The sequence below is a fragment of the Spongiactinospora sp. 9N601 genome (assembly GCF_044326295.1).
Taxonomy (GTDB): domain Bacteria; phylum Actinomycetota; class Actinomycetes; order Streptosporangiales; family Streptosporangiaceae; genus Spongiactinospora; species Spongiactinospora gelatinilytica.
The window spans coordinates 270135-291975 of the sequence record NZ_JBIRBB010000009.1 but is presented as its reverse complement, the minus strand read 5'-3'; the positions used below and the strand labels follow the sequence as shown (position 1 = coordinate 291975).

Below are 21841 nucleotides of genomic sequence, written 5' to 3'. Positions count from 1 at the left end.
CTACGCGATCGGCCCTGACCGGCTTCGCGCGGGGAGAAAGCGGAGAGGAAGCGGATCGGTAGCCGTCCTGAGCAGTGTGAGGGGAGCACCCCCGGCTGTGAGGAAGGACGGATGACTTCGGCCCTCTGGCTCAACGGCGATGACGTGCACGGCGCGCTGGACGCGTTCGAGCCCGTCACTCCGCTCGTCGAGGAACTCCTGGCAGGCGACGGCGGGCAGCCGCCGGCGGCGACCGGATCGTACAGGGGACAAGAGGTGCTGATCGTCGAGGATCCCGCGATGGCGGTCAGCTTCGTCCTGTCGCGGCGCGCGGTACACCGGATCCAGCGGGCCGGGCTGACCGCCGCGGTCGCCCGGCGGCTGGTCGGGCCGACCGCCGCGACCATCTGCATCGTCGGGTCGCGGGAGAGCGCGACGGTGCACATGACGATGCTCGCCAAACGCCTGGAGAACGTCGCCCACGTGGCCGCGTGCGTACTGGGGGACGCGGCGGACCGATCCGTCGCGCCGGGCACACTGGACGACCTGTTCATGGCGGGGGTCAGCCTCAGCGTCGGCAACAACGTCAACGAGGCACTGTTCGGCGCCAACCTGGTGGTCATCGACACCGCGGGCGTCGAACTACGGGTGGACTGGGCGTCGCCGCGAGCCGTGATCGTCAACACGAGCGGGCAGGACCTGCCCGCCGCGGTGGTGGAGCGGGCGGCGACCGTGTACGTGGACGATCTCCGGCTGCTCCCCGAGCACCAGCACCGGGACTTCGTCCGGCGGAACCGGACGGGCTGCGCCTCGTCCAACGGCCGGCCCAGAGGCCGGCCGCGCGGCCACCGCGCCGCCCCCGACATCGGCGACCTCAAGACCCTGCTGCGGGGCGACCGGTGCGCTCCGCCCTTCCCGGCGAGGTTCGTCCTCGTCGAACTGCTCAGCGTCGGCACGATCAGCCGGAGGTTCGCCCTCGGCATCGGGCGGGCGGCTCTCAACCTCGGATTGGGCCAAAGGATCGAAAACCCACGACCGCGGCAGCACGGAGAGTGATCGCATGCACTGCGAATCGGCAATCTGCACTGACCTAGCCACCCCGGACACGCGCCTCTGCGCGCCCTGCCTGAACTCGCTGAGAACGAGCCTGCGCACGTTGCCCGGGCTGTACAAGGAATGCGAGCGGATGCTGACGCCCGCGCATACCGGCCTGACCGAACGAATCAGCTCGACCAGATCATCGACCGGCATCACACTGGATGAGACGGTGGTGGAGGCGCGCGGCCGGATGCGGGACACCCTGTCGTCCTGGTGCGCGCTGGCCGCCGAAGGCTGCGGGGTCCCCGCGCCCGCCGAGCGGGACGTGCCCGCCCTGGCCGGCTTCCTCGCGGGGCGGCTGGACTGGCTGGCCGCCCACCCGGCGGCCGGGGAGTTCGCCGAGGAGATCGCCGAGCTGGCCGAAGGCGCGAACGAGGCGCTGGACCCCCGGCGCGGCCGGGCGCGGGGCCTCGGCCCCTGCCCGCGCCCGGGATGCACCGCCGTCGTGGCGCTGCGCCCCGACTCCGGCGGCCGGGTCGGCTGCGGCTCCGGGCACGTCTGGCAGCCGCACGAGTGGCTGTCGCTCAGCTCCCGCCTGGCCCGCCCAGAGCGGCACGAGCGCCAGGAGTACGTGGCATGACGAACGCGCGCGCACGCAGGCCGCGTACCGTGCCGACCGAACTCGCCGCCCTGGCCGCGGGCGTGACCGAGGCCACCATCAGGAAATGGGCCAGCCGCGGGAAACTGCGGAGATATGGCACGCCGGGCCGCGCGGAATACGACTTGGACGAGATATTCGGCATCATGCACGAATCACGCCAGCGGACCGGCGGACACTGATCGAAATAGAGAAATAGGCTAGCGCGGCACGCTCGACCCGCCCGGCGAAATTGCCGGGCGGGATATCCGCATTTCTCCGGCAGCCCTCCGAACAAAACCCGCAAATAACCCTGAAGAGGGTGTTGACCCGCCGCCCGGCGTAGTGTCACACTTTTCCCGTGGCACCATTGTGCCCGCCTCCCCGCCGGGGCCCCAAAAGCCCCGCATTTCCACCAGGGAGCCAATTCCGCTCCAAGGAGCGATGATGAGCGTCATATTACCCAGATTGCGTTCCGTGCTGACCGAGGTCAGCGGCCATCGGGCCGCGCCCGCCGGCCTGGATAACGACCGCGCGCCCATTCTGCTGGCCAACAACGAGTCGCCGTTCGGGCCGCTGCCTTCCGTGGTGGCCGCGATAGCGGAGGCGGCCGGCGAGGTCAACCGTTACCCCGACTACGGCGTGGCCGCCCTCACCGCCGACATCGCCGCCTGGCTGGGGGTGGAGACCGATCAGGTGGCGGTCGGCTGCGGCTCGGTCGGCGTCCTGCAGATGCTGTTCCAGGCGGCGGGCGAGCCGGGCACCGACATCCTCTACGCCTGGCGCTCGTTCGACGCCTACCCCACCCTCGCCAAACTGGCCGGCCTGCGTCCGGTCACCGTGCCGCTTCAGGAGGAGCGGCACGACCTGGCCGCGATGGCCGACGCGATCACCCCGGACACCCGGATCGTCGTCGTCTGCAATCCGAACAACCCCACCGGCACCACCGTGCGGGAGGAGGAGCTGAAGGGCTTCCTGGACCGGGTGCCGCGCGACTGCCTGGTGGTCCTGGACGAGGCGTACCACGAGTACGTCAGGGACCCGGGCGTGCCCGACGGCCTCGGCCTGCTCGCCGCCCACCCCAACGTCGTGGTGGTCCGCACGTTCAGCAAGGCGTTCGGGCTGGCCGGGCTGCGGGTGGGCTATCTGGTCGGCCACCCGGCGGTGGCGGCCGAGATACGCAAGACCCGCCTGCCGTACACCGTGAGCCACCTGGCCCAGGTGGCCGCCCGCGCGTCGCTGCGCGCCCACGACGAGCTGATGGCCCGGGTGGACCAGACGATCGCCGAGCGCGAGCGGGTCCGCGCCGCCCTGCTGGCGCACGGCGTGCCGGTCGCGCCGAGCGAGGCCAATTTCGTCTGGGCGCCGCTGAAAGAGCGCACCGCCGCCTTCGCCGCCGCCTGCGCGGCGGAAAATGTACATGTCCGCGCCTACCCCGGCGACGGCGTGCGGGTGACGATCGGCCTTCCCGAGGCCGGCGACGCGTTTTTGAAGCTGATTGGAGCACTATGACCGATGACTCCGGGAACACCGCGACGAGGGCGCGGGTCGACTTCTACTTCGACCCGGTCTGCCCGTTCGCCTGGATCACCTCCCGGTGGATCTTGGAGGTCGAGCGGATCCGCGACATCGACCTGCGCTTCCGGGTGATGAGCCTTTCGGTGCTCAACGAGCACCGGGAGCTCGAACCGTGGTACCGCGACCTGTGCGACCGGGCCTGGGGGCCGGTGCGCGTGTGCATCGCCGCCGCCCGCCACCACGGCGAGGAGGTGCTGCGCGACCTCTACACGGCCATGGGCACGCGTATCCACAACCAGGACAACGGCGACCTCACCGCAGTGGTCGCCGAGGCGCTGGCCGAGGTCGGGCTGCCCGCCGAGCTGGCCGAGGCCGCCACGTCCGAGGAGTACGACGAGGCCCTGCGCAAGAGCCACCTCGAAGGCATGGAACCCGTCGGCGACGAGGTCGGCACCCCGACCATCCACATCGACGGCACCGCCTACTTCGGGCCCGTGCTGACCGCGATCCCCCGGGGCGAGCAGGCCGGCCGCCTGTTCGACGCGGCCAGAGAGCTGGCCTCCTATCCCAAGTTCTTCGAGCTCAAGCGTTCGCGGACGGGCGGGTTCGACTTCACCTAGACCCCGGCACCTCCACGGACCCCGAGGGGGCAGGCCCGACGCCTGCCCCTTCTGCGTTTCCCCGCCCTGGCAGGAAAGGCCACGCCATGCCCAGTTCCGAGATGCTCTATGTCTTTCAGCCCTCCGCGCAGCCCGCCGAGCTGGACGAATGGCTCGCGCTGCTGGCCGCGCGCGGCGGCGGCCCGTCGCTGCTCCGGCTCGGCCCCACCCCGGTGATCGCGGCGGCCGAGACGGCCGAGATCACGGCCCCGGCCGGGCTGCCGCGCCCGGTCGCCACGGTACGCGCCGGCGGCGGCGTACGCCTGACCAGGCGCGAGATCCGGCCGGAAGGCACCGTCGTGTCCATCGGCCCGGCGCGGATCGGGGACGGCAGGCTGGCGGTCTTCGCCGGCCCGTGCGCCGTGGAGAGCCGCGAGCAGATGGACGCCGTGGTCGGAGCCGTCGCCGCCGGCAACGGCGTGGTCGGCCTGCGCGGCGGCGCGTTCAAGCCCCGTACCTCGCCGTACGCCTTCCACGGCCTGAAGTGGTCGGGCCTTGACCTCCTCCAGGAGGCCAGGGAGAAGACCGGCCTGCCCATCCTCACCGAGGTCGTGGACACCCGCCACGTCGAGCGCGTCGCCGAGATCGCCGACGCGTTCCAGATCGGCGCGCGCAACATGCAGAACTTCGAGCTGCTGCGCGAGGTGGGCGAGACGGGGCGGCCCGTGGTGCTCAAGCGGGGCTTCGGCTGCACGGTGGACGAGACGCTGTCCGCCGCGGAGTACATCCTCGCGGCCGGCAACGACCAGGTGATCCTGTGCGAGCGCGGGATCAGGACCTTCGAGCACGCCACCCGCTTCACCCTGGACATCTCCGCCGTCGCCCTGCTCAAGCAGCGCTCCCACCTGCCGGTCATGGTGGACCCCAGCCACTCCACCGGCCGGCCCAACCTGGTCGCGCCGGTCTCGCTGGCCGCCGTGGCGGCGGGCGCGGACGCGCTGCTCATCGACGTGCACGCGCAGCCGGAGCAGGCGCTCTGCGACGGCGCGCAGGCGCTGCGGCCGTCCGGTTTCCACGAGCTGATGGGCCGGCTGGAGATGCTGGTCCTCGGCCTGGGCCGGGACGTCAGCGTGGTGATGGACGTGGACGTCCGCGACGCGACGGTCGCCGGCATCGCCTAAAGTCCGTACCCCCGGATGCGCCCTGGAGGCCATCGTGACCGGTACGACCACCGTCGCCCCCACGCACTGCCCTTACTGCGCCCTGCAATGCGGAATGGGGATCGCCACCACCGCCGGCGGGCCGCCGAGCATCGAGGCCAGGCGTTTCCCGGTCAACGACGGCGCCCTGTGCGTGAAGGGCTGGACGTCCGCCGACCTGTTACGTTCGCCCGCGCGGCTCACCACGCCGCTGGTCCGTGATCGCACCGGGCTGCGACCGGCGAGCTGGGACGCGGCGCTGGACCTGATCGCCGCCGAGCTGACCCGGCTGCGCGCCGAGCACGGCCCGGACGGCGTGGCCGTCTTCGGCGGCGGCGGGCTGACCAACGAGGTCTGCTACCTGCTCGGGAAGTTCGCCAGGGTCGCGCTCGGCACGTCGCAGATCGACTACAACGGCCGGTTCTGCATGTCGTCGGCCGCCGCCGCGGCGAACCGGGCGTACGGCATGGACCGGGGACTGCCGTTCCCGGTCGCCGATCTGCGCGCGGCCGACACCATCGTCCTGGCCGGGTCCAATCCGGCCGAGACCATGCCGCCGTTCATGCGGCACCTGGCCCCCTGCGCCGACTCGGGCGGGCTGATCGTCATCGACCCGCGCGCCACCCCGACCGCCGAACGGGCCGCCCTGCACCTGCGGCCCGCCCCCGGCACGGACCTGGCGCTGGCGCTGGGCATCCTGCACTGCGTCGTCGAGGACGGCCATCTCGACCAGGACTACCTGGCCGAACGCACCACCGGGTTCGCCGACGCCTGGCGCGCGGCGGCGGCCTGGTGGCCGGAGCGGGTGGAGCGGGTCACCGGTGTGGCGGTGGCCGACCAGCGCGCGGTGGCCGGACGGCTGGCCGGGGCCCGCAACGCCTACATCCTGACCGGGCGCGGGGCCGAGCAGCACGCCAAGGGCACCGACACGGTCAGCGCCTGGATCAACCTGGCGCTCGCCCTCGGCCTGCCCGGCCGGGCCGGTTCCGGCCACGGCTGCCTGACCGGGCAGGGCAACGGCCAGGGCGGCCGGGAGCACGGGCAGAAGGCCGACCAACTGCCCGGGTACCGCTCGATCCGCGACCCCGCGGCCCGCGAGCACGTCGCCCGCGTCTGGGGGGTCGATCCCGGCACGCTGCCCGGTCCCGGCCGGTCGGCCTACGAGCTGCTGGACGCCCTGGGCACCGCGGACGGGCCGCGCGCGCTGCTGGTGTTCGGCAGCAACGTCGCGGTGTCGGCGCCCCGCTCCACGCGGGTGCGCGACCGGCTCGCGGCGCTGGACCTGCTGGTCGTCGCCGACATCGTGCGTTCGGAGACGGCGGCCCTGGCCGACGTCGTGCTGCCGGTGACCCAGTGGGCCGAGGAGGGGGGCACCATGACGAACCTGGAGGGCCGGGTACTGCTGCGCCGCCGCGCCGTCGCGCCGCCGCCGGGCGTGCGCTCGGACCTCGCGGTGCTGCACGGCCTGGCCACCCGCCTGGGGCAGCCCGCCGAGCGCTTCCCCACCGACCCCGAGACCGTCTTCGCCGAGCTGCGCGAGGCCGCCCGCGGCGGCGTCGCCGACTACCACGGCGTCACCTACGACCGACTGCGGGCCGGGGAGCAGTTGCACTGGCCGGTACCGGACACCGGCCACCCCGGGACGCCGCGGCCGTTCCTGGACCGCTTCGCCCACCCCGATGGGCGGGCGCGGTTCGTCCCGGTGACCCACCGGCCGGCGGCCGAGCCCGCCGACGCGGACTATCCGCTGACCGCCACCACGGGCCGGGTGCTGGCGCACTACCAGTCCGGCGCGCAGACCAGGAACATCGACGCGCTGGTGGCGGCGGAGCCGGAGATGTTCGTCGAGGTCCACCCGGACACCGCCCGGCGGCACGGGCTGGACGAGGGCGACCCCGCGATGGTCGTCTCGCGGCGCGGGCAGGTGCGCGCCACGGTACGGTTCACGCCCACGGCCCGGGTGGACACGGTGTTCCTGCCGTTCCACTTTCCCGGCGACCACCGGGCCAACCTGGTGACCAACCCGGCGCTGGACCCGGTGAGCCGGATGCCGGAGTTCAAGGTCTGCGCCGTGCGACTGGAGGCCGCCGTACCGCCTGACACTGGGAGTGCGGCGTGAGCCCGCGCGCGGTGGTGATCGTCGGCGCGGGCATGGCCGGGATGCGGCTGGCCGACGAGATCAGGCGGCGCGACCCGGACGGCGAGCGAGTAAGCGTGACCGTGCTCGGGGCCGAACCCGGCCCCGCCTACAACCGGGTGCTGCTGTCCGGTGTGCTGGCCGGCACGATGAGCGCCGCGTCGGTGACGCTGTACCCGCCGGGCTGGGCCGAGGACCACCACATCGACCTGCGCGAAGGCGTCGAGGCCCGCGCGATCGACACCGCCGCCCGCACGGTGACCACCGAATGCGGGACAGAGATCCCCTTCGACGCGCTGGTGCTGGCCACCGGCGCGGAGCCGCGCATCCCGCCCACCGAGGGCCTGTCCGGCGAGGACGGCACGCCCGCCCGGGGCGTGGTGGCGTTCCGCACGCTGGCCGACTGCCTGCGGATCTCCGCCGGCGCCCGGCCCGGCGTGCCGATCACCGTCATCGGCGGCGGCCTGCTCGGCCTGGAGGCGGCCCGTTCGCTGGCCGTCCGGGGCTGTGCGGTCACCGTGGTCCACCCGGTGGGTCACCTGATGGAACGCCAGCTCGACACCGAGGCCGGAGCCGTCCTCGCCAAGACGCTGACCCGGCACGGGGTCAGGTTCCGGATCGGCCGGACCGCCGCCCGCTACCTGCCCGGCGACGGGCTCAAACTCGACGACGGCAGCCACGTCCCCGCCGAACTGGTGGTCGTGGCGGCCGGGGTGCGGGCACGGACCGGCCTGGCCGAGGCCGCCGGGCTGCCGGTGGCGGGCGGCGTCGTCGTGGACGACACGCTGCGCACCGCCCACCCGGCCGTGTACGCGATCGGCGACGTCGCCCGGCACCCCGGCGCGACACCCGGGCTGGTGGAACCCGCCTGGGAGCAGGCCGACGTACTGGCCGGGCTGCTGACCGGCACGGACCCGCAGGCCAGGTACCGGGGCACCACCGTGGTGACCCGGCTGAAGGCCCGCGGCGTGGACCTGACCGCGATGGGCGAGACGACCACCGACCCCGACGACGAGATCGACGAGGCGCTGCGGCTGTCCGACCCGGCCCGCGGCCGGTACGCCAAGCTCGTGCTGCGCGACGACCGGGTGCGCGCCGCGATCATGCTCGGGCTGCCCGACGCCGCCGCGTCCGCCGCCTACTACTACACCAACGACGTGCCGGTGCCCGAAGACCGGCTGGCCGTGCTGCTGGGCCGGGCGCTGCCGCCCGCCGCCCCGGCGCAGGATCCGGCGGCGCTCGCGGACACCGCGACGGTCTGCCGGTGCAACCACGTCACCAAGGCCCAGCTCACCGCCGCCTGGCGGACGGGCGCGGCCGACGCGGCCGACCTGTCCGCCAGGACCAGGGCAGGCACGGGCTGCGGCACCTGCGTGCCGCTGCTGCGCGGCATCGCCGGCTGGCTGGCCGGCCGGGAACGGGAGGCATCATGAATCGGCACGGCGGTCGGTGGATCGACGACTGGGAGCCCGACGACCCGGCGTTCTGGCGGCGTACCGGCAGGCCGATCGCGGTCCGCAACCTGGCGCTGTCGATCCTCGCGGAGAACCTCGGGTTCTCGGTGTGGATCCTGATGAGCGTCGTGGTGACCTACCTCGGCCAGGCCGGGTTCCGCTTCGACGTCACGCAGACCTTCTGGCTGCTGATCGTGCCCAACCTGGTCGGGGCGGCGCTGCGCATCCCCTACACGTTCGCGGTGCCGCGGTTCGGCGGGCGCGGCTTCACGGCCGTCAGCGCGCTGGTGCTGCTGGTGCCCACCGGGATGCTCGCGGTCGCGGTCAGCGACCCGCGCACGCCGTACTGGTTCTTCCTGCTGACCGCGGCCCTGATGGGCCTCGGCGGCGGGAACTTCTCCGCCTCCATGGCCAACATCTCCTTCTTCTTCCCCGAAAGCAGGAAGGGGGTGGCGCTCGGGATCAACGCCGCCGCGGGCAACCTGGGGGTGGCCGTCGCCCAGCTCGTCGTGCCGGTGGTCATCCACCTGGGCACCGGCCTCCAGCTCGCGTACGCGGCCCTGATGTGGATGCCGCTGCTGATCGTCGCCGCGGCGGCGGCCTGGCTGCGGATGGACAGCCTCACCTCGGCCAAACCGGACGGGGTCTCCTACAGGCTGGCCGTGCGCGCCCGGCAGACCTGGGTGATGTCCTTCCTCTACATCGGCACCTTCGGGTCCTTCATCGGCTTCTCGTTCACCTTCCCGCTGCTGGTCCAGCAGGAGTTCGCGGGCCGGGCGGGCTGGGTGGGCCTGGCCTTCCTGGGCCCGCTGATCGGTTCACTGTCCCGGCCGCTCGGCGGGTGGCTGGCCGACCGGCTGGGCGGGGCCCGGGTGACCCTGTGGACGTTCGCCGCGATGGCGGCGGGGGTGGCCGGGGTGCTGGTCAGCCTGCGGGAGGCGACCTTCTGGCTGTTCTTCGGCGCCTTCATCTGGCTGTTCGTGCTGGCCGGGCTGGGCAACGGCGCCACCTACCGGATGATCCCGCTGATCTTCTCGGCGCAGGAGCGGGCGCGGCCCGGCGGCAGCGTGCGGGCCGCCAGGCGGCAGGCCGCGGCGGCGGTGGGCATCGTCGGGGCGGTGGGCGCGGCGGGCGGCGTCCTGATCAACCTGGGCTTCACCTTCTCCCGCCAGGCGGCGGGCACGCTCGGCCCGGCGCTGGCCGCGTTCCTGCTCTTCTACGCGGCCTGCATGGCGATCACCTGGTGGTACTACCTGCGCACCGCCCTGGCCGCCGAGCGTTCGCCCAGCCTGGCGCACGCCAAGGTCTAGGACACCTGGATGACCAAGGAGGCCATCGTGCATCGTGCGGGCTTGCCGTACGCAGAAGACCACCATACGACCGTGCCCAGGGGCGGCGAATGCCTCCCCGACCTGCTGTGGGAGCAGGTCTGGGCGCAGCCGGACGCCGTCGCGGTCGTCTCGGGCGACCGGCGGCTGACCTTCCGCGAGCTGGCCCAGCGGGCCGCCGGCATGGCCGTCTACCTGCGCGGCCTCGGCGTCGCCTCGGACGCCAGAGTGGGACTTTTCGCCCATCCGTCGATCGACATGACGGTCGCGGTATGGGGCATTCTTCTGGCGGGCGGCGCGTATGTGCCGCTGTCGCCGGACTACCCGGCCGAGCGGCTGCGGTACATGATCGACGACAGCGGCATCGAGCTGATCGTGGCCCAGGACGCGCTGTCGTCGATGCTCGCCGAGCTGACCGACGTACGCGCGGTCACCCCGGCGGGCGCGGCCCGGTTCGCCGCCCGCCGCGAGCCCGTCGAGGAGTGGGAGTTACGCGGCGCGGCCCGGCCCGGCGGCCTCGCGTACGTCATCTACACCTCCGGCAGCACCGGCAGGCCCAAGGGCGTGATGATCGAGCACCGCGCGATCGTGAACCAGATGCGCTGGCTGAACACCGTCCACCGGCTGGACCGCGACCGGGTCGTGTTGCAGAAGACGCCGATCAGCTTCGACGCCGCGCAGTGGGAGATCCTGGCCACCGGCTGCGGCAGCACGGTCGTGATGGGCGAGCCCGGCCTGTACCGGGACCCGGAGCGGCTGATCGACACGATCATCGAGCACGGCGTCACCACCCTCCAGTGCGTGCCCACCCTGCTCAAGGCGCTGCTGGAGACCGGCAGGCTGACCGCCTGCGGCTCGCTGCGGCAGGTCTTCAGCGGTGGCGAGGCGCTGTCCCGGCCGCTGGCCCGGCGCTGCCTGGACGCGCTGCCCGGCGCGAACCTGACCAACCTCTACGGCCCCACCGAGTGCGCCATCAACGCCTCCGCACACGTCGTCACCAGGCAGGACGTCGCCGACGGACCGCAGACCGTGCCCATCGGCAAGCCCGTCCACAACACCCGCTTCTACATCCTGGACGAGGACCTGGCCCCGGTGTCCATCGACGAGGTGGGCGAGCTGTACGTCGGAGGAGTCCAGCTCGCCCGGGGCTACCTGAACCGCCCCGGCCTGACCGCCGAGCGGTTCATCGACAACCCGTTCCCGCTGGATCACGGCTCCCCCAAGCTGTACCGGACCGGCGACCTCGCCACCTGGACCGCCGACGGCACCGCCGAGTTCGTCGGCCGGGTGGACAACCAGGTGAAGGTCCGCGGCTTCCGGGTGGAGCTGGACGAGGTCAGCCGGACCATCGAGGCGCACGACTGGGTGCGCAATGCCGCTGTCATCGTCCGGCAGGACCCGCGCACCGCCGCCGACCAGCTCGTCGCCTTCGTCGAGCTGGACTCCCAGGAGGCGGCCCTGATGGACCAGGACCGGCACTCGGCGCACCACCTGTCCAAGGCGAGCAGGCTCCAGGTGCGGGCCCAGCTCTCCAACGGCGGCTGCCGGGAGGACGCCGAGGTGGCCGGCCGCCCCGCGGTGGACCTGCCCGGCCGCGAGCCCACCGCCGAGCAGTGGCGGCGGGTGTTCGCCCGCAAGACGTACCGGTTCTACGAGGGCGGGCGGGTCACCAAGGACGACCTGGCCCGGCTGCTGGCCCGGCGTACGCCCGCCGCGCCGCCGCGCTCCCCTGCGGCGCTGGACCTGGCCGAACTCGGCGCGATCCTGCGGTACTTCGGGCAGTTCCACAGCGGCGAACGGCTGCTGCCGAAATACGGCTACGCCTCACCGGGCGCGCTGTACGCCACCCAGCTCTACCTGGAACTCGCCGGGATCGCCGGACTCGACCCGGGCTTTTACTACTACCACCCGGTACACCACCGGCTGGTGCGCATCCAGCCCCGCCCCGACGCGGAGCGGCCCGTGCTGCGCTTGCACTTCGCCGGCAAGCGGCCTGCCATCGAGCCCGTCTACCACAACAACGTCGGCGAGGTCCTGGAGATTGAGACCGGCCACATGGTCGGCATGCTGGAGGAGATCCTGCCCGGCCACGGGCTGGACGTACGCCCGTCCGGCCACACGCCCGGGGTCATGGCGCACCTGGAGTGCGGGCCCGGCCACGACTACCTCGGCACGTTCGAGGTGGTGCGGTACGACCCGGACCGGCCCGGCGACCACGCCGTTGACTTCTACGTCCAGGCCCACCCTGGCGGCGTCGGCGGGCTGCCCGCGGGCCTGTACCGATTCGCGGGCGGCGAGTTCTCCTTCGTCTCGCCGGAGGTCGTGGAACGCAGGCACGTGATCGCGATCAACCAGCGGGTGTACCGGCTGGCCGGCTTCGGCATCTCCATGGTCGCCACCCGGGGGCCCGGCTGGCTCGGCTACATCGACCTGGGCAGGGCGCTGCAACGGCTCCAGATGAACGACCTGAACCTCGGCTTCATGTCGTCGGGGTACAGCTCCAAGACCGGCCACGACCTGCCGTCCGCGACCCGCCTGTCGGCCATCCTGCGCGGCGCGGGCCTGCGGACCGGCCCGTCCTACTTCTGCGTCGGCGGCCGGGTCAGCGACGAGCAGGTCCGCGACACGGGCATGCGCGAGGACAGCGTCCACATGAAGGGCCCCAGGGAGCTGATCAGGGACGACCTGGTCGCGCTGCTGCCCGAGTACATGGTCCCCGGCCGGGTCGAGATCCTGGAACGGCTGCCGCTCACCCCCAGCGGCAAGATCGACACCCGGGCGCTGGCCGCGCTGGACCTCACCACCGCCGCCGACGCGAACCGGCAGGTCGTCCCGCCGCGCACCCCCGCCGAACGGCGGGTCGCCGAGGTGTGGCAGCGGATCATGCGCGTGGAGGAGGTCTCCGTCCACGACGACTTCTTCTACATCGGCGGCGACTCCATGGTGGCGATGGCCCTGGTCAACACCCTCAATGAGAAGTTCGGCCGGGCGCTGCCGCTCCAGGTGGTGTTCGAGGCGCCGACCGTCGAACAGCTCGCGCTGCGGATCGGCGCGGACCGGCGGGCCGTGTCCCGGCTGATCCCGCTCCAGAGCGCGGGCGGCGGCCCGCCGGTCTACATGTGGCCCGGTCTCGGCGGCTACCCGATGAACCTGCGCGGCCTGGCCGGGCGGGCCGGGCTGGACCGGCCGGTGTACGGCGTGCAGGCGCACGGCATCAACGAGGGCGAGACGCCGTACGCGTCCATCGCGGAGATGGCGGCGGCCGACATCGAGCTGATCCGCGCGGTGCAGCCGGCCGGGCCGTACACGCTGGTCGGCTACTCCTTCGGCGCGCGGGTCGCGTACGAGGTGGCGCACCGGCTTGAGCGGGCCGGGGAGAAGGTCGCCGACCTGCTGCTCGTCGCGCCGGGCAGCCCGCGCGTGACGAGCCGGCCGCCCGACGGTCCGGGCTACCGCGACCCCGTGTTCGTGACAATCCTGTGGTCGGTCTTCGCCGCCTCGGTCAGCGGCCCCATGCTGGAGGAGTGCCTGGACGCGGTCCACGACGAAGACGGCTTCGTCGCGTTCACCGCGCGGGCCTTCCCCGCGCTGGGGGCCGACCTCATCCGGCGGATCGTCCGGATCGTCCACCTGACGTACAACCTCACGTACACCCCGGCGGACCTCGCCGCCCGGCCCGTCGCGGCCCCCGTGACGGTGCTGCGGGCGCGCGGCGACGAGCCTTCGTTCATCGAATGCCGCTCCCCCGTCCTGGTCGACCTGGCGGCCGACCACTACGGCACGCTCACCGGCCCCGGCCTGGACGAACTCATCCAGGCCGTCAGGGACCGGCTCATCCACTGACGCACCCATCGAGAGGAGGCCACAGTGCCACTCCAGAAAGCGGAGGCGTTCGTCCTCACCGGGTCCTTCCACGTCATCAGCCGCAACCCGCGGTACCTTTCGGAGCTGCGCGCCAGGGGCCTGAAGATCCTGGTCATGACCCCCGCGAGCGGGCGGGCGGCGGCGCTGGCGGCGGCGGCGGAGCCGGGCAACCCGGCCACGGCGGTCGCCGACTTCGCCTTCGTCGAGGGTGACGTCAAGAAGGACGGTTCCTTCCTGCCCGGTTCGATCGCGGCCGTGCGGCGCTGGCTCGACGAGCACACGATCGTGGGCATCTGCGCGGTGGGCGAGACCATGGTCGAGCCGACCGGCGTGGTGGCGGACGCCCTCGGGCTGCGCTCGCCCGGCCTGCGCGCCACCCGCGCCTGCCGCAGCAAGTACCTCCAGCGGCTCTACCTGCCCGAGTTCAGCCCGGCCTCGCAGGTGCTCCCGCCGGGCGGCCGAGAGCCCGCCGCCGCCCGCTACCCGGTCGTGGTCAAGCCCGCCTCGCGGCACTCCAGTTCCGGCGTGTGGACCGCGCACGACGAGGCCGAGTTACGCGAGCGGCTGGCCGAATATCCCGACTACGAGACCCTGCTGGTCGAGGAGAAGGTGATCGGGCCGGAGTACTCGGTGGAGACCCTGGTCCAGGACGGCAAGGTGATCTTCGCCTCGGTCACCTTCAAGCGCACCACCGACCAGGACGCCGACACCTTCGTCGAACTGGCCCACACCGTCACCGCGCAGCCGGGCCGGGAGCGGAACGCCCTGCTGGACGCCAGCCGGCGAATGCTGGAGAAACTGGACTTCCAGGACGGCATCGCGCACTCCGAGTGGCGGCTGACCGACGACGGCACGCCATACCTGATGGAGGTCGCCGCCCGTACCCCGGGCGACGGCATCACCGTGCTCTACCACCTGGCCACCGGCCGGCCGATCGAACCGGAGGTCGTCCGGATCGCGCTGGGCGAGACCGCGATCTACCCGCCGCTCGCCCGGCACGCCCGGGAGGTCTACCCCGAGCACACCCCCGGCGAACTGCTGGACGTGCGGCTGGACTGGCCCGGCGTCACCCCGGAGTGGGTGGGCGACACCGCGCCCTGGCCGGAGCTGCGGCCGGGCGAGCCCGGCGACCCGCCCGCGCTGCGCGCGGTGTTCGTGCAGCAGGACCGCGGCGCGACGCTGGGCCCGCTGCTGAGTTCGGCCGACCGGGTGGCGAGCTTCCTCATCGACGCGCCCACCCTGGCCGGGCTGGACGAACTCGAACAGCGGGTCCGGGCCGCGCTGACCGTCGAGATCCGCCCCTTAGAAGGCCCGCGATGAGCGCGGGCACCGGCTCGGTCCTGGCCACCTGGCGGGAGTCGCCGCTCGCGGTCAAGACGCTGCTGGCCGGGATCTTCGTCAACCGGCTCAGCGGCTTCCTCAACATCTTCCTGGTGCTGTACCTGACCACCCTGGGGTACTCCCCGGACGCCGCCGCCTTCGCGCTCGGCGCGTACGGCGCGGGCGCGATGGTCGGCACGCTGCTCGGCGGGTCGCTGGCCGCGCGCCTCGGCACCAGGAACACCGTCGTGATCGGCATGGCCGGGTCCAGCGTCATGATCGCCTCGCTGCTGTACCTGAACAGCTACGGCGTGCTGCTGGCGGCGGTCGCGCTGGCCGGGCTGACCGCGCAGATGTTCCGCCCGGCCTCGGCCACCCTCCTGTCCCAGCTCACCCCCGACGACCGGCAGGTCATGGTCTTCGCCATGTCCCGCTTCGGGATCAACCTGGGCGCGACGGCCGCGCCGCTGATCGGCTTCGGCCTCTACAACCTCCAGCGCCAGCAGTACGACCTGCTGTTCTGGGGGGAGGCGCTGATCGCGCTGGTGTTCGCCGCGGTGGCCCTGTTCACGCTCCCCGGCCGCGCGGCCGAACGGCCGGCGGCGGACGAGGGCGGGGAGGCGTCCGGGAGCTACCTGGACGTGCTCCGCGACCGCAGGTACCTCGTCTACCTGATCTCCACGCTGGTCCACACGGTCGTCTACGGCCAGTACCTGTCCACCCTGCCGCTGGACGTGAAGGCGTCGGGGGTGGACATCGTCTGGTACACGGTTGCCGTCTCGCTCAACGGATTCATCGTCATCGCCTTTGAACTGCTCACCACCAAGGTCACCCAGAGCTGGCCGATGCGGGTGACGATCGGGATCAGCTTCGCGCTGATGGGCGCGGGCATCGCGGTGTACGCGCTGCCGATGGGCCCCGCGGTGATCGTCATCGGCACCCTGGTGTGGTCGGTGGGCGAGATCATCGGCGGCCCCGCCATCTTCGCCTACCCCGCCCTGATCGCCCCCGCGCGGGCCAAGAGCCACTACCTGGGCGGTTTCCACTTCGTCTTCGGCCTGGGCTCGGCCATCGGCCCGGTCGTCGGCGGCTGGCTGCTGGTGAAGCTCGGCCACGGCGTCTGGATCCCGCTGGCGATCGTGTCGGTGGCGGCCAGCCTCGTCGTCGTCACGGCCATCCGCAGGCCGCAGCCCACGCCCGAGAACGCCCTGACAGGCCAGACCACCTAGCCGTAAACGCCGAAAACCCCGCCAAAGGCCGGAGGGACGCCTTCGTCATGCCCGAAAACGTTGACGCTCACGACATCGCGGTGATCGGCACCGCCTGCCGCTTCCCCGGAGCCACCGGCACGGCCGAGTTCTGGCGGATGCTGCGGTCCGGTACCGAGCCGGTCACGGTCTTCACCGACGCCGAACTCGCCGCCGCCGGCGCGCCGGCGCACCTGATCGAAAGCCCCGACTACGTGCCTGCCGCGGGAGTCGTGGCCGATTCCGACGCCTTCGACGCCGGGCTGTTCGCGCTGAACCCCAAGGAAGCCACGCTCATGGACCCGCAGCACCGGGTCATGCTGGAGTGCGCGTGGGAGGCCCTTGAGGACAGCGGGCACGACCCCAAGAGCCCGCCCGGCCGGGTCGGCGTCTTCGCCGGGGCCTACAAGAACGCCTACCGCGGCCTGCTCGGCACGTTCACCGAGCCGGCCGAGGCGTTCCTGGCCGGGGTGTCCACCGACGACGACTACCTGGCCACCAGGATCTCCTTCAAGCTCAACCTGAACGGCCCCTCGGTGACGGTGCAGACCGCCTGCTCCACCGCCCTGGTCGCGGTCCACATGGCCTGCGAGTCGCTCCAGAACGGCTCCAGCGACCTCGCCCTGGCGGGCGGGGTGACCATCCGCTCCGGCGAGGTGCCCGGCTACCAGTACCACAAGGGCGGGATCTACTCCCCCGACGGCCACTGCCGGGCGTTCGACGCCGACGCCGAGGGCACGGTCATCGGCGAGGGCGCGGGCATCGTCGTGCTCAAGCGGCTGTCCGACGCGCTGGCCGACGGCGACCGCATCCGCGCGGTGATCAAGGGTTCGGCGATGGGCAACGACGGGGCCGAGCGGGTCGGGTTCTCCGCGCCGGGCGTGGCGGGCCAGTCGCGGATCGTCGAGGCCGCGCTGCGCCGCGCCGCCGTACACCCCGACAGCATCGGGTACGTCGAGACGCACGGCAGCGGCACCCCGCTCGGCGACCGCATCGAGATCGACGCGCTGACCCGCGCCTACCGCGCGGCGGGCTGGACGGCGGGCTCCCGCCTGATCGGCTCGGTCAAGACCAACATCGGGCACACGCACGCGGCGGCGGGCATCGCCGGGCTGATCAAGGCCATCCTGAGCCTGGAGAACCGGGAGATCCCGCCCAGCCTGCACTTCGACCGGCCGAACCCGCGCATCCGGTTCGCCGAGTCGCCCTTCCGGGTGGCCGCGGCGCTGACCGAGTGGGCCGCCGACGGGCCGCGCCGGGCCGGGGTCAGCTCCTTCGGCATGGGCGGCACCGGGGTGCACGTCATCCTGGAGGAGGCGCCGGAACCGCCCGCGCCTGCCGAGACGGCCGACGGGTGGCAGGTGCTGCCGCTGGCGGCGGCCGGTCCCGAGGCGCTGGAGTCGGCCACCGACCGGCTGGCCGACCACCTGGAGGGTCACCCCGAGGTCCCGCTGGACCAGGTGGCCCGCACCCTCCAGACCGGCCGGCACGCCTTCCCGCACCGGCGCGCGCTCGCCGTACGCGACCGCGACGACGCCGTGGCCGCGCTGCGCGACCGCACGCCGCAGCGAGTGCTCACCTTCACCGTGCCCGCCACCGAGCGCAAGGTGGGGTTCCTGCTGCCCGGACTCGGCGAGCAGTACGAGCACATGGGCGCGGAGCTGTACGAGCGCGACCCGGTGTTCCGCGAGCACCTGGACCACTGCTTCGCCGTCCTGCTCGAACGCGCGGGGCTCGACCTGCGCCCGGTGCTGTTCCCGCCGCACCGGCAGCGCGCCACCGGCGGCGGTTCCGGCAAGGTGGACCTGCGGGCCCTGCTCGGCCGGGCGGACGCCGCGTCCGCGCTGGACCAGACCCGCTACGCGCAGCCCGCGATGTTCGTCGTGGAGTACGCGCTGGCCCGGACCTGGGCGGCGCGCGGCATCACGCCGGACGGGCTGCTCGGCTACAGCCTCGGCGAGTTCGTCGCCGCCACGCTGGCCGGGGTCTTCACCCTTTCCGACGTGCTGTGGCTGGTCGCCGAGCGGGCCAAGCTGATCGACGAGCTGCCCGGCGGGGCGATGCTGGCCGTGCAGCTTCCCGAGCCGGAGGTCGCGGCCCTGCTCGGGCCGGAGGTGTCGCTCGCCGCGGTCAACGGCCGGGACCTGTGCGTCCTCGCCGGGCCGCCCGGAGCGATCACGGAGGTCCAGGAACGGCTGAAGGCCGACGGCGTCGCGGCCCGGCGGCTGCGCACCACGCACGCCTTCCACTCCGTCATGATGGACCCGATCATCGACCGGTTCACCGAACTGGTCGCCGCCGTGCCGCGCAACCGCCCGGCCCGGCGCTACCTGTCCAACGTCACCGGCGACTGGATCACCGACGCCGAGGCCCAGGACCCCACCTACTACGCCCGCCACCTGCGGCACACCGTGCGCTTCTGGGACGGCGTGCGCCGCCTGTGGGAGGAGCCCGGCCGGCTGCTGCTGGAGGTCGGCGTCGGCCAGTCGCTCGGTTCGCTGGCCCTTCAGTCCCGGCCGCGCACCGCCGACGCCGGTTCGCTGGTGCTCGGTTCGCTGCCGGGCTCGGGCGACACCGTCTCCGACACGCAGTCCATCGCGGCGACCACGGCCAAGCTGTGGGTCTGCGGCGTGGACACGGACTGGGACGGGGTCCAGCCCCAGCGGCGTAAGGCCGAGCTGCCCACCTACCCGTTCCAGCGCCGCCGGTACTGGCCCTCCGGCGGCCCCGCCGTACGGCAGAGCGGCCCGGCCGAACCGGACGGCGGGCGGCGAAAGCCCGCCGACTGGTTCTACACCCCGCATTGGGAGTCGCTGCCGCCCGCGCCGCCCCTCGCGGCGACCGGGCAGCGCTGGCTGCTGTTCGCCGACGCCGCCGGGGTCGGCGAGCGGCTGGCCGGACTGCTGGCCGAGCGCGGCGCGACCCCGGTGCTGGTCCGGCCCGGCGACGGGTTCGCCGAACTCCCGGACGGGTCCTTCACCGTCGATCCGGCCGGCGCCGCGGACTACGCGGCGCTGCTGCGCGCGCTGGAGTCCGGCGGCGGTGTACCGGCCAGGATCGCCCACCTGTGGCTGACCGGCCCGCGCCCGGCCGACCCGTTCGCCGCCGAGGCGGTCGAAGCGGCCACCCGCGACGGCCTGACCGGCCTGATCGCGCTCGCCCAGGCGCTCGGCGGGATCAGGCTCACCGAACCGGTGGAGGTCACGGTCGTCTCCAGCGAGATGCACGCCATCGTCCCGGGCGACGACGCGCAGCCCGCCAAGGCGCTCGCGCTCGGCCCGGTCCGGGTGTGGCCGCTGGAGAACCCGTCGATCACCTGCCGGAGCATCGACCTGGCCGAGCCCGGTCCGGGCAGCGCGGAAGCACTGCTGCGCGAGCTGGGCCGGGGCGTCGCGGCCGGTACCGGGGCCGAGGTGGTGGCGATCCGCGGGCGGCTGCACCTGCGGCAGACGTTCCGGCCCGCCGACCTGGAAGGCCCCGGCGACGGGCCGCGGTTCCGGCAGGGCGGCACGTACCTGATCACCGGCGGGCTGGGCGGCATCGGCCTGTCCGTGGCCGCCCACCTGGCCGAGCACTACCAGGCCAACCTGGTGCTGGTCGGCCGCACCCCGCTGCCGCCGCGCACCGAATGGAACGCCCTGGCCGCCGGCTCCCAGCGGATCAGGGCGCTGCGCGGGCTGGAGGAACGCGGCGGCACCGTCCTGTTCGCCGCCGCCGACGTCACCGACGCCGCCCAGGTCACCGACGTGGTGCGGCAGGCCGTCAAGCGGTTCGGCGCGCTGCACGGCGTCGTCCACGCGGCCGGCGTGCCCGGCGGCGGGCTGATCCAGCTCAAGGACCCCACCGCGGCGGCCAAGGTGCTCGCGCCCAAGGTCGCCGGGGCCCTGGCGCTGCGCGCCGCGTGCGCCGGGCAGCCGCTGGACTTCGTGCTGCACTGCTCGTCGGGCATCGCGGTCACCGGCGGCGTCGGCCAGGTGGACTACGCCGCGGCCAACTCCTTCCTGGACGCGCTCGCCCACCGCGAGCCGGAGACCGTGTCGGTGAACTGGGACGCCTGGCGCGACATCGGCATGGCGGCCAAGTCCATCGCCCCGGCCACGCGGCCGGTGGACCACCCGTTCCTGGAGCGGCGGCTGGGCGATGACCGCCTGTCGGTGTACGTGGCGCACTTCCACCCCGAGCGGTCCTGGCTGGTGGACGAGCACCGCATGCTCGGCCGCCCGGTCGTGCCGGGCGTCGGCCACCTGGAGCTGGTCAGGGCCGCCTACGCGCACGCGGCCGGCCACGCCGGGCAGGGCGTGGAGCTGACCGGCGTCACCTTCTACACCCCGATCGTGGTGCCGGACGCGGCGGCCAAGGAGGTCCGCGTCGTCCTTGAGCGCACCCCGGACGGCACGACGTTCTCGGTGGTCAGCGCGCACGACGACGGCTCCGCGGCGCCGCGCTGGCAGTTGCACTCCACGGGCCGGGTCGGCGAGCCGACCGGCGAGCGCCCGCCCAGGCTGGACGTCGAGGCGGCCCGCGCGGGCATGCGCGACCTCGGCCGCCCGGACGGCACCGGCCCGATGGGCTTCGGCGCGCGCTCGCAGTGCCTGAGCCGGATGTACGCCGGGGACGGCCGCTTCCTGGCCCGGCTCGACCTCGCCGCCCCCTACCGCGGCGAGGTCGGTGACCTGCCGCTGCACCCGGCGCTGATGGACATCGCGACCGCGTTCGTCGGCGTCCACCACGCCGAGGAGTTCCGCATCCCGATCCACTACGGGCGGCTGCGGATGTTCGCCCCGCTGACCGCCTCCCTCTACAGCTTCCAGGAGTACCTGGACGGCGACCGCGCCAGGAAGGAGACGGTGACCTCCGATGTGACGATCACCGACGAGGACGGGAACGTGCTGGTCCACGCCGACCGGTTCGTGCTCAAGCGGGTCCACGACCTGGACGACCGGCTGCGGGTGGCGCACGACGCCACGCCCGGCCGGGTCGAACTGTACGACCTGCCGCCGCTGCCGGACGAGGACCGCCCGGAGTCCACCGGGTTCCTGCGCGCCGCGCTGGACCACGGCATGAGCGCCGAGGAGGGCACCGCGGCGTTCGTCAAGATCCTCACCTCGGGCGCGGCCCCGCAGGTCATGGTCAGCACCCGCGCGCTGGACGCGGTACTTCGGGAGGCGGCGGCCGGCCGCGCGGCCCCCGACGCGACCGAGCGCCGCGAGGACGCCGCGACCGGCGCGCTGCACCCCCGCCCCGCCCTGCTGGTGCCCTACGAGGCGCCGCGCGACGCGCTGGAGGAGTCCCTGGCCGAGGTCTGGCAGGAACTGCTCGGCGTGGAGAAGGTCGGCGTCCACGACAACTTCTTCGAGCTGGGCGGCCACTCGCTGCTCGGGCTCCAGCTCGCGCCGCGGCTGCGCGAGGGCTTCGGCGTGGACCTGCCGATCGGCACGATCTTCGACGCACTGACCGTGGCCGGCCTGGCCGACGTACTCCGCACGGCCGGCGCGGTCGCCAACACGTAACGACGGACTGG

Annotated in this window: 13 protein-coding genes; all 13 read left to right on the top strand. The window is 73.3% G+C overall.

Annotated features, from left to right (window positions below; genetic code table 11):
* Positions 1-111: 111 nt before the first annotated feature.
* The 13 genes from ACH34R_RS23520 (at position 112) to ACH34R_RS23460 (ending at position 21830) form a co-directional block, all read left to right on the top strand.
* Positions 112-1035 carry a hypothetical protein gene (locus tag ACH34R_RS23520; RefSeq protein ID WP_397563660.1) on the top strand — a complete coding sequence of 308 codons (924 nt, stop codon included), beginning with the start codon at positions 112-114 and terminating at the stop codon, positions 1033-1035.
* A 100-nt stretch (positions 1036-1135) separates the two neighbouring features.
* On the top strand, positions 1136-1657 hold the full coding sequence (locus tag ACH34R_RS23515) for a hypothetical protein (protein WP_397563659.1): 522 nt from the start codon (positions 1136-1138) through the stop codon (positions 1655-1657).
* Entirely contained in the window at positions 1654-1857 is a 204-nt protein-coding gene (locus ACH34R_RS23510; RefSeq protein WP_397563658.1) for a MerR family transcriptional regulator, read from the top strand. The genes ACH34R_RS23515 and ACH34R_RS23510 overlap by 4 nt, the downstream gene beginning before the upstream one ends.
* A 241-nt stretch (positions 1858-2098) precedes the next feature.
* The gene (hisC, locus tag ACH34R_RS23505; protein ID WP_397563657.1) at positions 2099-3166 is read left to right on the top strand and encodes a histidinol-phosphate transaminase; all 1068 of its coding nucleotides are present in this window, start codon (positions 2099-2101) and stop codon (positions 3164-3166) included.
* Positions 3163-3792: a DsbA family protein gene (locus tag ACH34R_RS23500; RefSeq protein ID WP_397563656.1), complete on the top strand. Its 630-nt coding sequence runs from the start codon at positions 3163-3165 to the stop codon at positions 3790-3792. Before hisC ends, ACH34R_RS23500 begins: the two co-directional genes overlap by 4 nt.
* An 86-nt stretch (positions 3793-3878) precedes the next feature.
* Positions 3879-4952, top strand: coding sequence for a 3-deoxy-7-phosphoheptulonate synthase (gene aroF / locus ACH34R_RS23495; RefSeq protein ID WP_397563655.1), 1074 nt, complete (start codon positions 3879-3881; stop codon positions 4950-4952).
* Between the two features lie 34 nt (positions 4953-4986).
* The gene (locus ACH34R_RS23490) at positions 4987-7089 is read left to right on the top strand and encodes a molybdopterin oxidoreductase family protein (RefSeq protein ID WP_397563654.1); all 2103 of its coding nucleotides are present in this window, start codon (positions 4987-4989) and stop codon (positions 7087-7089) included.
* Positions 7086-8540: an FAD-dependent oxidoreductase gene (locus ACH34R_RS23485; RefSeq protein WP_397563653.1), complete on the top strand. Its 1455-nt coding sequence runs from the start codon at positions 7086-7088 to the stop codon at positions 8538-8540. The genes ACH34R_RS23490 and ACH34R_RS23485 overlap by 4 nt, the downstream gene beginning before the upstream one ends.
* A complete protein-coding gene (locus ACH34R_RS23480; protein ID WP_397563652.1) occupies positions 8537-9871 on the top strand; it encodes an MFS transporter in 1335 nt (444 codons plus the stop codon). The genes ACH34R_RS23485 and ACH34R_RS23480 overlap by 4 nt, the downstream gene beginning before the upstream one ends.
* Positions 9872-9880: 9 nt before the next feature.
* On the top strand, positions 9881-13732 hold the full coding sequence (locus ACH34R_RS23475; protein WP_397563651.1) for an amino acid adenylation domain-containing protein: 3852 nt from the start codon (positions 9881-9883) through the stop codon (positions 13730-13732).
* Between the two features lie 24 nt (positions 13733-13756).
* Positions 13757-15073 carry an acetyl-CoA carboxylase biotin carboxylase subunit family protein gene (locus ACH34R_RS23470; protein ID WP_397563650.1) on the top strand — a complete coding sequence of 439 codons (1317 nt, stop codon included), beginning with the start codon at positions 13757-13759 and terminating at the stop codon, positions 15071-15073.
* Entirely contained in the window at positions 15070-16302 is a 1233-nt protein-coding gene (locus ACH34R_RS23465) for an MFS transporter (RefSeq protein WP_397563649.1), read from the top strand. Before ACH34R_RS23470 ends, ACH34R_RS23465 begins: the two co-directional genes overlap by 4 nt.
* 47 nt (positions 16303-16349) lie before the next feature.
* Positions 16350-21830: an SDR family NAD(P)-dependent oxidoreductase gene (locus tag ACH34R_RS23460; protein ID WP_397563648.1), complete on the top strand. Its 5481-nt coding sequence runs from the start codon at positions 16350-16352 to the stop codon at positions 21828-21830.
* Positions 21831-21841 lie beyond the last annotated feature (11 nt).

Coding starts and splice junctions, on each gene's coding strand:
- ACH34R_RS23510 (WP_397563658.1), top strand. CDS start 1,654: ATGACGAACGCGCGCGCACGCAGGCCGCGTACCGTGCCGACCGAACTC.
- hisC (WP_397563657.1), top strand. CDS start 2,099: ATGATGAGCGTCATATTACCCAGATTGCGTTCCGTGCTGACCGAGGTC.
- ACH34R_RS23465 (WP_397563649.1), top strand. CDS start 15,070: ATGAGCGCGGGCACCGGCTCGGTCCTGGCCACCTGGCGGGAGTCGCCG.
- ACH34R_RS23520 (WP_397563660.1), top strand. CDS start 112: ATGACTTCGGCCCTCTGGCTCAACGGCGATGACGTGCACGGCGCGCTG.
- ACH34R_RS23460 (WP_397563648.1), top strand. CDS start 16,350: ATGCCCGAAAACGTTGACGCTCACGACATCGCGGTGATCGGCACCGCC.
- ACH34R_RS23475 (WP_397563651.1), top strand. CDS start 9,881: ATGACCAAGGAGGCCATCGTGCATCGTGCGGGCTTGCCGTACGCAGAA.
- aroF (WP_397563655.1), top strand. CDS start 3,879: ATGCCCAGTTCCGAGATGCTCTATGTCTTTCAGCCCTCCGCGCAGCCC.
- ACH34R_RS23500 (WP_397563656.1), top strand. CDS start 3,163: ATGACCGATGACTCCGGGAACACCGCGACGAGGGCGCGGGTCGACTTC.
- ACH34R_RS23480 (WP_397563652.1), top strand. CDS start 8,537: ATGAATCGGCACGGCGGTCGGTGGATCGACGACTGGGAGCCCGACGAC.